The following is a 12763-nucleotide window of genomic DNA, read 5'->3' on the forward strand; positions in this document are numbered from 1 at the left end:
GAGGTGGCTAAAAAATGAGGGTTATCAATCAAGAAAATGATGTTGTCATTGCGAAACAAGTTCGATCAGCACATACTTTTACATCTCGATTTAAAGGACTTATGTTCAAAAAACATTTTTTTCATGATGATGCTCTTCATATTACACCCTGTTCCCAAATACATACATATTTTATGAAATTTCCAATCGATGTTGTTTATCTTAATGTGGATTTTAAAGTTGTAGGGATTGAACAAAATTTACCTCCATGGAAATTGGGGAAAAAATTCAAACACGTAAAATCTGTCATTGAGCTATCACCAGGAACTGTTGAAAAGACAGGATTAAATACTGGGGATACCATTTATTTTAAAAAAAATTAGAGGAGTGTTTATTATGTTAAAAAACAAATTAGTAGGTTTAGTTAAAGAGGAAAAAGGACAAGGTTTAACTGAGTATGGTTTGGTGTTAGGTATTATTGCTGTAGCTGTTGTTGGTGTTATTATAGGATTAAGAAATCAGATCTTCGATTTATTTAATGATGCTTATCAAGCTGTTTTAGGTAGAGATGGTGCAACACCACCAACAGAAGGACAAGTAGGAATTAATGATTAAATAATTTCATGAGAAGGTTAACAAATTTGTTGACCTTCTCACCTTATATCTACTCAATATTTTATAAACGTGTAGGAGAATTTTCACTTCGAAAGAGGCTCGTTACTATGTTTTTAAATGTATGCTTATTTGTTATTTTAATTATTTGTGTTATTACTGATTTAAAAAGCAGAAAGATTTATAATGTTGTAATATTTCCAGGTATTTTATTAGCTTTTTTCTATTACTTAATTTCAGGTGGTATAGATCCTTTCCTTTATTCCTTATTAAGTTGTTTTGTTGGATTATTAATCCTGTTGATTCCGTATTTTATGGGAGGCATGGGAGCAGGTGATGTGAAACTATTAGCATTGATCGGGGCATTTAAAGGAATTACATTTGTATTTTTTACAGCTATATATATGGGAATTATAGGTGCTATTTTATCTTTATGTGTCCTCATGTTTAGAAAAGGAGCAAAACAAAAGTTAAAGCTCATTTTGTATTTTTTATATGGGTTAAAAAACGGGATTCGTATCCAATTAAATTTAAAAAAAGACTCTATTTCTGGAACAGTACCATACGGTTTAGCAATAGCAGGTGGTGTCGTGTGGAATTGGTTAAAGGGAGGGATCTAATGAAATGATTAAAAGTGAAAAAGGTCAGTCTCTAACTGAATTTGCCTTGGTGTTGCCTATATTATTGTTAATGTTATGTGGAATTATTGATTTTGGAAGGCTTGGGTTCAATTACATGAACCAGCATTTAACAACACAGGAGGCAGTTAGGAAAGCAGGATTAGGAAACTCGGACACAGAAATTGAAACATTTGCAAAAGGTTATATTCAAATCAAAGACCCTGAAAGTCTTCAAGTAACTATAGTACCTGATGATTCTATTAGGGACTCAGGTGATTATGTAACAGTTACACTTACCTCTCCATTTGAAGCTGCAACACCGTTAATGGATATATTTTTTCCTGATTCAATGCAAATATCTACTAACTCTACAATTAGAGTAGAGTGAGGTGAAATTAATGATAAAACTTAAACAATTCATGCATGATCAAAAAGGAAGTTCTCTAGTATTTGTGTCAATTTCAATAGTACTTTTACTAGGATTTACCGGATTAGTTGTTGATTTTGGAAAAATATATGTCATCAAAACTGATTTGCAAAAAACAGCTAATGCAGCAGCACTATCTGGAGCTCAAGAATTGATAAATGATGAAACAAAAGTGGAGGAAGTTGTAGGAATTATTTTAGATAAACATGGTCAACAAAATAATTTAGAAGCTACTGAGATTAATATACATCAGGATGTTACAGTCCTATTAAGTGAAAAAGTTCCACTTTTCTTTTTAAAAATATTTGGACTTACAAATATAGATGTTCCAGTTCGTGCAAAAGCAGAAATTAAATCAATTGGAAGTGCAACAGGAGTTGCTCCATTAGGCATTGATGAGAGTGTAGGATTAAATTATTTTGAAACTTACACTTTAAAAGTTGGACCAAACGGTCAAAGTGGTGGAAACGGAAATGGAGACGAAAATAATTTTGGAAGCGGTTTTTTTGGTGCTTTAGATTTAGGGAGGCATGGGGCAAGTAATTATGAAAATAATTTAAGACATGGTTATAATGGCGTGATTAAGATTGGGGACATAATAGAAACAAAAACAGGGAATATGGCGCAACCAACGATTCGTCCAATTCAAGAAAGAATCAACGGTTGTGAGCATGATTTTGAATCTGGAAGAGAGATCCCTAGGGATTGTTCTAGAATTATATTAGTACCTGTATATCGTCCGCTTAGTGCTCCAGGTAATCAATTAAAAGAAATAGAGGTTGTTGGATTTGCCTATTTTTATATCATGAATCAAGAGGATGATCAAGATACTTCTATAACTGGCATGTTTATTAAACATACAGGCACGGGTTCTATTAACGATGATGAAGATGTTGACTATGGTGCTTATGGTATAAGGTTAATAGAATAATTTTACTTCTTAGTTTAATGCAAATATATAACTAAAATTGTAATTAAATGAGGTGAATAAATTGAAGAAACTTAAACAATTTATAAATGAGCAAAAAGGAAGCTCAATGGTTATGATGTCAATTTCAATGGCAGTTTTAATCGCATTTGTTGGATTAGTTGTTGATTTTGGAAAAGTTTATGTTGTAAAAGCGGACTTGAAAAAAACAGCCAATGCTGCGGTGTTATCTGGAGCTCAAGAATTAATGAATGATCAAGCAAATGTAAGCGAAGTTGTAAATAAAATTTTAGATGAACATGGTCAACAAGATAAGTTAGCAAAAACCGAGATTAATATGGAAAATAATGTAATAGTTGAATTAAGTGAAGAAGTTCCTCTGACCTTTTCAAAAATATTTGGATTTGAAAATATAGAAGTTCCAGTTCGTGCTAAAGCAGAACTTATTAAAGAGGTAAAATATGTTACTCCTTTAGGAGTTGATGACCCTAACGACCCACCTGGTCCTGTGGATACAGATTATAATACAGAATATACTATATTTTCTTATTTACAAAGTTGTAATCAAAATGAACTATATTTCAGAACACTAGATTTAACAGGTGAAGGTTCTGTTAATGACCTTGAGAATGGTGTTGATAAAAATGAGATTAATAATTTAGGGGTTAAAATTTATCATAAAGGAGAAGTAGCTAAAATACTTAAAGCAAAAATAGGAGAGATTATATATATTCCTAAAATAAGTGGAAGCGGAGAAATTCTAGGATATGATTATTTTAAAATCACGAATGTCTTGAAACTTAATGGTCATGATTTTAAGTCTTGGGATTTTAACAACTTCAAACTTAATTTTAAAATAATTGGGTATTTTATTCCGCCTGAAGATGTTGGCAATGGTGAAGAAGGAGATGGAAATGAAATAAGTAAAAATGAAGGAACTGAAAAGGAAGGAAATGAAGAGGTTAGTGAAATTGTTTATAAAATAAGATTGGCAGAATAATTCTACGAAAAGGTGAATGTAATGAGGTCGAAGATAACATTAATATTAGCAGTAGTTATGGGTTTGGTGACAACTCTACTATTTTACAAATATATAAATGATATGAATACCAGTACCGAAGAAAGTACAAAGTTTGTAGAAGTTGTTTCTTCCAAGCAGTTAATTCCAGAAAATCAAGTGATAACGAATGACCTAATAGAGCTCAAAAAAGTACCCGAAGGTGGTGCACACCCACAAGCGATAAGAAATACTCAAGAAGTAGTTGGAAAGATAGCACTTGCTGATTTTGTGAGTGGACAGGTTATCTTGCCTCATCATATAGGGAGCGAAGCAGAGGAATCGTTATTCATATCAAGAAAAATTACAGAAGGATTCCGTGCAGTATCTATTGGTGTCAATTTTGTTACTTCTGTCTCTAACCTAATTGAACCAGAAGATATTGTTGATGTCATATTGACGAGTGAAAATATAGAGGTTATAAGCAATCCAGAAACAGGAGAGCGTATAGACAATCCAGAAGTAAGTTCAGAAATTTTACTAAAAGAGGTTCGTGTTTTAGCTGTAGGAAGAAGAATGATCGAATCTACCACCGATACGGAATTTGTAGAATATACCTCAAGTACTTTAGAACTATCACCAGAGAATGCTTTAAAACTTGTCAACGCTGCGAATAGTGGTGAGATTCAGCTCATCCTTCATAGTCGAATTGATGAAGAGGATGTGAATAAAGATGAAGAATGAATTAAAACAACTGAAAGAGGCAAGAGAGGCGAGGGCAAACAAGAATAGAAAAGGTGAAATGATTACCATCTGTAGTGCAAATGGAGGTATAGGCAGGACTGTAATGTCTGTAAATCTAGCTGTTGCTCTGGCAAAAAATAATATGCGAGTTTGCAACATAGATGGCAATTTCCAATTTGGCGATATTTGTTTATCACTAGATTTAAGACCTACTTTTTCAATTAAGGATATTGTTGAAGAGTTAGATCAAATGGATGAAGATACACTAGCTAATTTTTTGGTGAATCACAGCAGTGGTGTGAAAATATTAGCAGCTCCTGAACGACCAGAGTATGCAGAGTTAATTACAACTACTGTATTAGAAAAAGTTCATAAATTGCTTATGAATCAATTTGATTATTTGATTGTAGATACTGAAGCTGGGCTACAAGATTTAAGTCTCTTTTTTATTGAAAAGTCAGATGAGATATTTTTATTGTCTACCTTAGATATGATCGTGATGAAAAATACAAAAATGATGTTAGAAACGTTTGATATATTAGGACAAAAAGAGAAGGTTCGTGTTGTGATAAATAAATCCTCTGTTGATAATGTGATCAAAGCAGCAGACGTTCCAGATATTCTCGAAACAGATAACATATTCCATATCCCTAATCAACCTCAGCTTGTTTTGCAATCTTTAAATGTAGGTGTTCCTTTTGTCTCAAATCATGGAAAGACAGATTTAGGAAAATCTTATTTTAAAATAGCAGAACAATTGTTAGCTAACAGGGGTGACTCAGCAACGGAAACAAAAACAAATTCAAATTCAATTTTACAGTCCATTTTTCAAAAAGGAAAAGCTGTCAGATCCATATTTTAGACAGGAGTGAAACATATGAGTTTATTAAATAAAATTCAAGCAAAAAAAGATGAAAAATCTAAAAATCAATCTGATTCTAATGGAGCAATAACATCGGCCAAAATAGATATTTTATCTTCCTATCGTAAAACTGACAATAACGTAGATGCAAAAAAGGAAAAAGACCCTAAAACAGTTTTGCAGCAGGATTTAAAGAAACTATTACATAAAAAAATCATGGATCGAGTGAAGAATGATGACGTGAAGAAAATCATTCCGCAAATTGATAGCATGGCTGTCGAAATTATGAAAGAGAATGAAAAATTTAGAGGGGTTATTAATCGTAAAATAGTAGTGGATGAACTAATCAATGATTTAACTGGTTATGGTCCCATAAATCCATTGCTATTAGATCCAACGATTACAGAGGTCATGGTCAATGGGCCTGAACAAATATATGTTGAAAAGGCTGGAAAAATCATAAAAACAGAGGTTCAATTTCGAGATGATGAACACATTATGAGCATCATAGAAAAAATCGTAGCCCCAATTGGAAGAAGAATAGATGAAAGCAGTCCAATGGTAGATGCTAGATTACCAGATGGTTCAAGGGTAAATGCGATCATACCGCCTCTTGCTTTGAAAGGGCCAACTTTAACGATCAGGAAATTCTCAAAGGACCCTTATAAGATGGAAGATTTGATTAAGTTCGGCACTCTAACTGATGATATGGCAGTTTTTATAGATGCATGTGTAAAAGCGAAGTTAAATGTTTTTGTTAGTGGAGGAACGGGTTCAGGTAAAACAACAACGCTAAATGTTTTATCTTCTTGTATTCCTAGTGATGAAAGAATCATTACAATAGAAGACGCTGCAGAATTGCAGCTTTGGCAAGAGCATGTTGTATCCCTTGAGTCTAGGCCTTCTAATTTAGAAGGAAAAGGTGAAATCAGTATCCGTGATCTTGTGAAAAATGCATTAAGAATGAGACCTGAACGAATTATTATTGGAGAGGTGCGCTCAGGAGAAGCACTGGATATGCTGCAAGCGATGAATACAGGTCATGACGGCTCTTTAGCTACAGGTCACTCCAATAGTCCTAGGGATATGATTTCTCGTTTGGAAACGATGGTGTTAATGGTTGGAATTGATCTGCCTGTGAAAGCGATAAGAGAGCAAATTGCTGGGGCGATTGATGTGATTATTCATCAATCAAGAATGAAAGACGGGACGAGAAGAATAACACATATCACTGAAGTGCAAGGTTTGGAAGGTGATGTGATTGTTTTACAGGATATATTTGTATTTGAACAATATGGGATTAATGAAGAAGGGAAAATCATAGGAGAACTTAAACCGACAGGAATACGCCCTAAATTTTATGAAAGATTAGAAACCTCCGGAATTTATATTCCTCCAACTGTTTTTGTAGAAAATGAATATTGATAAAAGAGGGGGTTCTAACAATTGAAATTTTTGATCGTAGTTTTGTTTATGATGTCATGTATATTTTTATTTTTTAGTTTGCTGCAGATTTTTTTTAATTCAGATAAAAAAATGGAAAAAAGAATGAAGTTTTTTTTAAATGTGAATGATGAGAAAGCTTTGGACAAGCGAACCTTCAATCTTTTAGTAAGGATGAAATTATTTCAAAAACATGTACTGGAAAGGTTGAAAAAGAGGAAAAATAATCTAAATCTTGAACAAAGATTAATTAGTGCAGGAATCTCATTAAGTGCTGAAGAGTTTATTATTTTTAGATTTATTCTTTCCATTTTATCGGGATTGATTTTATATATGGTTTTTAATATATGGTTTATGGTCATATTGGGATTCTGCCTCCTTCACATTGCTGCAAATTTTTGGGTTAAAATCAAACATAAAAAACGAATAAATATGTTTAACGATAGTTTATCTGATATGATTACTACCTTAATTAGCTCACTTCGAGCGGGTTTTAGTTTGCTGCAATCATTACAATCTGTAGTAGAAGAATCTGAATCACCTATGAAAGAGGAAATAGAACTAATGATTAAACAAATGCAATACGGAAGTTCACTGGAAGAATCGCTGTATCAATTAAAAGAAAGAATGCCCAGTGAAGATTTAGATTTAATGATCCAGTCTATTTTAATTCAAAGGCAAATTGGAGGAAATTTATCTGTTATTTTGGAAACGATTGAACAAACGATTCGAGACAGAACGAAAATTCAAGGTCAGATCACAACGTTAACTGCCCAAGGAAGATTATCTGGATGGGTTTTAGGAGGCCTACCTATTGGTGTAGGTTTAGTTTTATTTTTGATAGAGCCTGAATATTTCTCTAATCTATTTAACCATCCTATTGGGATTGGACTTGTTATTGCAGGAGTCATATCTGGTACGGTAGGGTTTTTAATAATTAAGAAGATAACTACAATTGAGGTGTGATGTTATGGTTTATATTTCATTTTTTTTCACAATCACCTTAATCATATATAGCGTTTTTTTGCTACGTAGAGAACGTAAAGATAAAATAAAGAAAAGAATCTCTTTCATTAAAGGTGAACAGAAAAAGTTGGTTGACACAAATGTAATCATTAAGGAAAATGATAAACCCCAATTTTTCTTGAAAAAATGGGTAGAATCATTACTACTCAAAGTGAAAAAAATGTTCAAACGTAATATGAAGGAGAAAAAAGTAGCTAAAATTGAATTGAAATTAATGCAAGCTGGTAGACCTTTTGAAATGAACCCGGTTGATTTCCGGTTACTTCAAGTCGGATGTATTATTTTGTTTCCAACTATTTCAGGTATATATTTAACTTTATTGGATTTTCCTACTCCTATAATGATAGTTTCAATATTTTTTTCTTTTGTGAGTAGCCTAATCATTCCTCATTTATTTTTAAAAAGTAAAATAAATAAACGTAACAAGAAGGCTCTGCGTGAACTCCCAGATGTATTAGATTTATTAACGGTAAGTTTGGAAGCTGGATTAGGGTTTGATGCAGCACTGAGCAAATTAGTTTCTAAAAAGAAAGGCGTTTTGTCAAGTGAATTAGAACATTGTTTAGAGGAAATACGTTTAGGTAAAACAAGGCGTGAAGCTATGTTAGGCATTAAAGAAAGATTATCAGTAAAAGAAGTAAAAACATTTGTAAGTAACATTTTACAAGCTGAGAAATTAGGGGTTGGTATGGTAAAGGTAATGAGAGTTTTATCCGAGGAAGTTCGTCAACAAAGAAAACAACGTGCTGAGGAGCAGGCAATGAAAGCTCCGATTAAAATGTTGTTCCCTCTTGTGTTTTTTATATTCCCATGTTTATTTATCGTCATATTGGGACCTGTTCTTATAGGTTTCTTTGAGACTTTTGGTGGCTAGAAAAATAATTCTATATTAAAGAGATCATGGATGGGTGTCCATGATCTTTATATTTTTTAACAGTCATCTGGTGGAAGAGTGAGCGAAGTGCAGTTATCTGGAAAGTCAAACGGTATAACTTGTTCATAAGGTGGTGGAGGCAAATCTGCATGTTTATTTCCTGTATAAGGAATATCAACTGGTTTCCCTGATGAATCCGTTTCACTAAATAAAATTGAAGTGATATGTTCTGCAACTTGTCTACCTAATTTTAAACCTTCATCATTATCGACTGGGAAATGGACAAGTGCATACAAACGAGATAAAGCACATTCTTCACCTAATTCATCTAACCTAGCAGCTTCCCCTGGGAAAAAGTATTTAAGCATAGTAGTAACAGAACCTGCCACAGCTGCATGTCCAGACGGATAGGTTGGATGACGAGGGGTGCATAATAGAGTAGCAAAAGTTTGATCATACTGATCAGGTCTGGCCACTAACCACAAAAATTTGTAATACCAACTGATCACAAATGCATCGTTAGCAGCTGCTAATACTGCAGCTTCTATTCGTGCGGCATGAGGAGCGGTTACTCCATACGTATCTACTAATATATCCAATACAGGCAGCCATTGTTTCGTAGCTACACCTGTTCCCCAGTAAGTTGCTACTTGTTTTTTGAATTCATCTAAGTTGTTAGCAGCTTCATATACAGCATCTAATTGCGCTCCACCCCAATCTATAAAATTAGGATGTTTGATCGTGAAATAGACATGTTCTCCAGTTTGTTTAATCTGAAATTTCTGCCCGCATCGTCTGTAATAATACATAGGCCATGAACCAGATAGAGGGTCTTCAGGATTTGTAGGTGGACTATCTTCACCTGCATATGGAACTTCATTCCACAATAAATAGTTGGGATCAAAGTTTTTACAACATTTACTCATGTTTTTACTCCTTTCTTATATGATGTAATATTTTATTCTTGTAATATGGGATTCGAAATGATGAAAACGTCTGTTTTTTTATAACAAACACCCATTTTTAATATAAAACTAGATTTATACCTAATATCTCTAATGAAAGGAATATTGGAAACTTATTGTAAAGTGAATCAGTTCATGGTAAATTTATATTAAGTTAATAAATGCAGGGAGCTTGGAAGACCAGGCTGAGAGGATGGCTGTTCTGCTGTCGACTGTTGAACCTGATCTGGGTAATGCCAGCGTAGGAAAGATGTCTATTCTTGAATGTTCCATTCATGACTGCTTATTTCCTTAAGTAGTTATTTTTTTATTGGATAACAAAGAATAAAATCATGCAAAATTGTATACTCAAGAAAATGTACGTTCAACTTTTCTTAATGACCACAAAAGAATGATTCCACGATATCTTTTATTTCCACTGCTTTTCCAAAATGACAGAACCTACTTATGGCGAAATTTCTAAAAATCTATTTCACAAATTCAACAAATAGAATTGATCACCTTCTGCCCCCATGCATAAAGCAATTTTTTCATGTTTTTATACATTTCTATTAGGAGGTTTCTTATGTCAAATCAAACGAATCAAATTTCTGTCTCCTCGTTTCCAGGGAGCAAAAAAGTATATGTTACTGGATCTAGAGAGGATATTAAAGTGCCGATGCGAGAAATTGCATTGAGTTCAACTACATCAGATTATGGTGAAGAAGTAAATGAACCAGTGAGAGTTTATGATACTAGTGGACCTTATACCGATTCAGCTTATGAAACGGATATTCGAAAAGGTCTGCCATCACTTAGAGGGAATTGGATTAAAGAAAGAAATGATGTAGAGGAGTACGAAGGGAGAAATATAAAACCTGAAGACAATGGTTATCTAAATGAAGAATCCGTTAAAAACGTGGATGTATTTCCTGGGTTGAAACGTAAACCACTACGAGCAAAAACAGGTAAAAATGTTACTCAAATGCATTATGCTAAAAAAGGGCTGATTACACCAGAAATGGAGTTTATTGCGATCCGTGAAAATGTTTCTCCTGAATTTGTCCGTGACGAAGTGGCAAACGGTAGGGCAATTATTCCTTCAAATATTAATCATCCTGAAAGTGAACCCATGATTATTGGACGTAATTTTCATGTGAAAATTAATGCAAATATCGGAAACTCAGCTGTCACTTCATCTATTGAAGAAGAAGTAGAAAAAATGACTTGGGCAACTCGCTGGGGTGCAGATAATATCATGGATTTATCTACAGGAAAAGACATACATACAACACGTGAATGGATTATTCGTAATTCTCCTGTTCCAATTGGTACAGTCCCAATTTATCAAGCATTGGAAAAAGTAAACGGCGAAGCTCAAGACTTAACATGGGAAGTATATAGAGATACCTTAATTGAGCAGGCGGAACAAGGTGTTGACTATTTCACGATACATGCGGGCGTATTATTAAGATATGTACCTATGACCGCTAACAGAGTAACAGGTATCGTATCTCGTGGCGGTTCTATTATGGCTGCATGGTGTTTAGCTCATCATGAAGAAAGTTTTCTATACACTCATTTTGAAGAAATTTGTGAAATTCTTAGAACTTATGATATTTCAATTTCATTAGGAGATGGTTTGAGACCAGGTTCCATCGCAGACGCTAATGATGAAGCTCAGTTTGCAGAGCTGGAAACATTAGGTGAACTAACTAAAATAGCATGGAAACATGACGTTCAGGTTATGATTGAAGGACCTGGTCACGTGCCGATGCATAAAATAAAGGAAAATATGGATAAACAGCTTGATATATGTCATGAAGCACCATTTTATACTTTGGGTCCATTAACAACGGATATAGCGCCTGGATACGATCATATTACTTCAGCGATTGGAGCAGCCATGATAGGGTGGTATGGTACGGCTATGTTGTGTTATGTTACACCAAAAGAGCATTTAGGTTTACCGAATAAAGATGATGTTCGTGAAGGAGTAATTACGTATAAAATTGCGGCTCACGCTGCAGATCTTGCAAAAGGGCATCCCGGTGCACAAATTCGAGATGATGCATTGTCAAAAGCCCGCTTTGAATTCCGTTGGCGTGATCAATTTAATCTTTCTCTTGATCCAGAAAGAGCTCTTTCATTTCACGATGAAACACTTCCAGCAGAAGGAGCAAAAACAGCTCATTTCTGCTCAATGTGTGGTCCGAAGTTTTGCAGTATGAGAATTACTCAGGATATTCGTGAATATGCCAAGGAAAAAGGACTAACGGATGAAAAGGCAATTACAGAAGGATTAAAGGAAAAAGCACAGGAATTTTCTGATAAAGGTAAAAAAATATATAGTTAATAGAGTCTCTGAGCAAAAAATGAACCTGATGGATTTCCATCAGGTTTTTTTAGGGGCAATTTTTTTGATTTTTTGAATAACTAAATTCATTTTCTTATGGTTCATTATAAGTAACGTAAGTTCCTGCAATGAAATCATGTACCGAACGTTTATCTTCTCTCACAACAACCATGATAATGCTTACAATAATTGCAATTCCGAAAGTAATAGCGTAAACTATGCCTCCAACTAAATGACGAAGTAACATTGTGCCTATTCCAACATTTTCACCATTCATTTTTACAATTCTAATGCCACATATTCTTTTTCCTATAGTATATCCATACCAAACAACAGGTACAATAATCAAATATAAAAAATCAAGAATTTGACTGAGATCTCCAATTCCAATGACATACCCGAAAATGAATGTGAAAAAGATTGCTATAAATATCGAATCTAGAATATTTGCTGCAAATCGAATCCAAAAGCCAGCTGGTTGTTCTACCATAACTATCCCCTCCCATTATTCAAAATAAAAAATGATCTCATATAGAATATTATATAAAAATCCAATAATGCAAGTCCAATGATAATTCATTTGCAAAGCCTTACAATACCAATATTGTCATCGATCTTCAACTCATCTTGGATAGAGAAAATTATCATATCATAATGGCATTAGATTTTTAAAGAAGGATGGTTTACTATATAGAATGAAAAAAGGGAGTCATAAAAAATAATAAAAGTTAGGAGGATTGAGATGATTCTAAAAGAAGAGCAAGTATTATCCAAAGAAAATGACTTTGATTATGCTATTGAAAACAGACTAAGAGTCATAGTTAGACAATATGGTGTCACTGTGGATTACGGTGGGGAAATTACGAATCACGACGATGAATATGTCAAAATACAAGAGAAATATTTCAAAAAAAACACCTGTGAGTTTTTAGTTCGTTAAAACTCATAGGT

General features: G+C 33.7%; 15 protein-coding genes and 1 riboswitch. Of the genes, 13 read left to right on the forward strand and 2 right to left on the reverse strand.

Annotated features, from left to right (window positions below; genetic code table 11):
• Positions 1–14 precede the first annotated feature (14 nt).
• The 11 genes from VQL36_RS05775 (at position 15) to VQL36_RS05825 (ending at position 8512) form a co-directional block, all read left to right on the forward strand.
• Entirely contained in the window at positions 15–362 is a 348-nt protein-coding gene (locus VQL36_RS05775; protein ID WP_349248397.1) for a DUF192 domain-containing protein, read from the forward strand.
• Positions 363–375: 13 nt separating this feature from the next.
• Complete coding sequence (locus tag VQL36_RS05780) at positions 376–594, forward strand: Flp family type IVb pilin (protein ID WP_349248398.1); 219 nt, start codon at positions 376–378, stop codon at positions 592–594.
• Positions 595–701: 107 nt separating this feature from the next.
• On the forward strand, positions 702–1211 hold the full coding sequence (locus tag VQL36_RS05785) for a prepilin peptidase (RefSeq protein ID WP_349248399.1): 510 nt from the start codon (positions 702–704) through the stop codon (positions 1209–1211).
• A 4-nt stretch (positions 1212–1215) separates the two neighbouring features.
• Positions 1216–1599, forward strand: coding sequence for a TadE/TadG family type IV pilus assembly protein (locus tag VQL36_RS05790; protein ID WP_349248400.1), 384 nt, complete (start codon positions 1216–1218; stop codon positions 1597–1599).
• Positions 1600–1609: 10 nt separating this feature from the next.
• Positions 1610–2569 (forward strand): Tad domain-containing protein, encoded by a 960-nt coding sequence (locus VQL36_RS05795; RefSeq protein ID WP_349248401.1) that lies wholly within the window; start codon positions 1610–1612, stop codon positions 2567–2569.
• A 61-nt stretch (positions 2570–2630) separates the two neighbouring features.
• On the forward strand, positions 2631–3566 hold the full coding sequence (locus tag VQL36_RS05800; protein WP_349248402.1) for a Tad domain-containing protein: 936 nt from the start codon (positions 2631–2633) through the stop codon (positions 3564–3566).
• Positions 3567–3587: 21 nt separating this feature from the next.
• Positions 3588–4307 (forward strand): Flp pilus assembly protein CpaB, encoded by a 720-nt coding sequence (gene cpaB, locus VQL36_RS05805; RefSeq protein ID WP_349248403.1) that lies wholly within the window; start codon positions 3588–3590, stop codon positions 4305–4307.
• Positions 4297–5169: an AAA family ATPase gene (locus VQL36_RS05810; protein ID WP_349248404.1), complete on the forward strand. Its 873-nt coding sequence runs from the start codon at positions 4297–4299 to the stop codon at positions 5167–5169. Before cpaB ends, VQL36_RS05810 begins: the two co-directional genes overlap by 11 nt.
• A gap of 15 nt (positions 5170–5184) precedes the next feature.
• Complete coding sequence (locus tag VQL36_RS05815) at positions 5185–6594, forward strand: CpaF family protein (RefSeq protein ID WP_349248405.1); 1410 nt, start codon at positions 5185–5187, stop codon at positions 6592–6594.
• A 21-nt stretch (positions 6595–6615) separates the two neighbouring features.
• Positions 6616–7578: a type II secretion system F family protein gene (locus VQL36_RS05820; protein WP_349248406.1), complete on the forward strand. Its 963-nt coding sequence runs from the start codon at positions 6616–6618 to the stop codon at positions 7576–7578.
• A gap of 58 nt (positions 7579–7636) precedes the next feature.
• Positions 7637–8512: a type II secretion system F family protein gene (locus tag VQL36_RS05825; RefSeq protein ID WP_349248407.1), complete on the forward strand. Its 876-nt coding sequence runs from the start codon at positions 7637–7639 to the stop codon at positions 8510–8512.
• A gap of 56 nt (positions 8513–8568) precedes the next feature.
• Here VQL36_RS05825 and VQL36_RS05830 read toward each other — a convergent pair whose 3' ends face one another.
• The gene (locus tag VQL36_RS05830) at positions 8569–9438 is read right to left on the reverse strand and encodes a vanadium-dependent haloperoxidase (RefSeq protein WP_349248408.1); all 870 of its coding nucleotides are present in this window, start codon (positions 9436–9438) and stop codon (positions 8569–8571) included.
• Positions 9439–9631: 193 nt separating this feature from the next.
• Positions 9632–9743: riboswitch (TPP riboswitch) on the forward strand.
• A gap of 299 nt (positions 9744–10042) precedes the next feature.
• On the opposite strand from VQL36_RS05830, the gene thiC reads away from it, so the two are divergent.
• Positions 10043–11812, forward strand: a complete 1770-nt coding sequence (gene thiC, locus VQL36_RS05835) for a phosphomethylpyrimidine synthase ThiC (RefSeq protein WP_349248409.1) — start codon at positions 10043–10045, stop codon at positions 11810–11812.
• Positions 11813–11906: 94 nt separating this feature from the next.
• On the opposite strand, the gene VQL36_RS05840 is transcribed toward thiC, so the two are convergent.
• Positions 11907–12302, reverse strand: a complete 396-nt coding sequence (locus tag VQL36_RS05840) for an RDD family protein (protein WP_349248410.1) — start codon at positions 12300–12302, stop codon at positions 11907–11909.
• Between the two features lie 252 nt (positions 12303–12554).
• On the opposite strand from VQL36_RS05840, the gene VQL36_RS05845 reads away from it, so the two are divergent.
• On the forward strand, positions 12555–12752 hold the full coding sequence (locus VQL36_RS05845; RefSeq protein WP_349248411.1) for a hypothetical protein: 198 nt from the start codon (positions 12555–12557) through the stop codon (positions 12750–12752).
• The last annotated feature ends 11 nt before the right edge of the window (positions 12753–12763 follow it).

This window comes from Chengkuizengella sp. SCS-71B (genome assembly GCF_040100845.1).
Lineage (GTDB): Bacteria > Bacillota > Bacilli > Paenibacillales > KCTC-33759 > Chengkuizengella.

Coding starts and splice junctions, on each gene's coding strand:
- VQL36_RS05840 (WP_349248410.1), bottom strand. CDS start 12,302: ATGGTAGAACAACCAGCTGGCTTTTGGATTCGATTTGCAGCAAATATT.
- VQL36_RS05810 (WP_349248404.1), top strand. CDS start 4,297: ATGAAGAATGAATTAAAACAACTGAAAGAGGCAAGAGAGGCGAGGGCA.
- VQL36_RS05795 (WP_349248401.1), top strand. CDS start 1,610: ATGATAAAACTTAAACAATTCATGCATGATCAAAAAGGAAGTTCTCTA.
- VQL36_RS05785 (WP_349248399.1), top strand. CDS start 702: ATGTTTTTAAATGTATGCTTATTTGTTATTTTAATTATTTGTGTTATT.
- VQL36_RS05775 (WP_349248397.1), top strand. CDS start 15: ATGAGGGTTATCAATCAAGAAAATGATGTTGTCATTGCGAAACAAGTT.
- VQL36_RS05845 (WP_349248411.1), top strand. CDS start 12,555: ATGATTCTAAAAGAAGAGCAAGTATTATCCAAAGAAAATGACTTTGAT.
- VQL36_RS05815 (WP_349248405.1), top strand. CDS start 5,185: ATGAGTTTATTAAATAAAATTCAAGCAAAAAAAGATGAAAAATCTAAA.
- thiC (WP_349248409.1), top strand. CDS start 10,043: ATGTCAAATCAAACGAATCAAATTTCTGTCTCCTCGTTTCCAGGGAGC.
- VQL36_RS05780 (WP_349248398.1), top strand. CDS start 376: ATGTTAAAAAACAAATTAGTAGGTTTAGTTAAAGAGGAAAAAGGACAA.
- cpaB (WP_349248403.1), top strand. CDS start 3,588: ATGAGGTCGAAGATAACATTAATATTAGCAGTAGTTATGGGTTTGGTG.
- VQL36_RS05830 (WP_349248408.1), bottom strand. CDS start 9,438: ATGAGTAAATGTTGTAAAAACTTTGATCCCAACTATTTATTGTGGAAT.
- VQL36_RS05790 (WP_349248400.1), top strand. CDS start 1,216: ATGATTAAAAGTGAAAAAGGTCAGTCTCTAACTGAATTTGCCTTGGTG.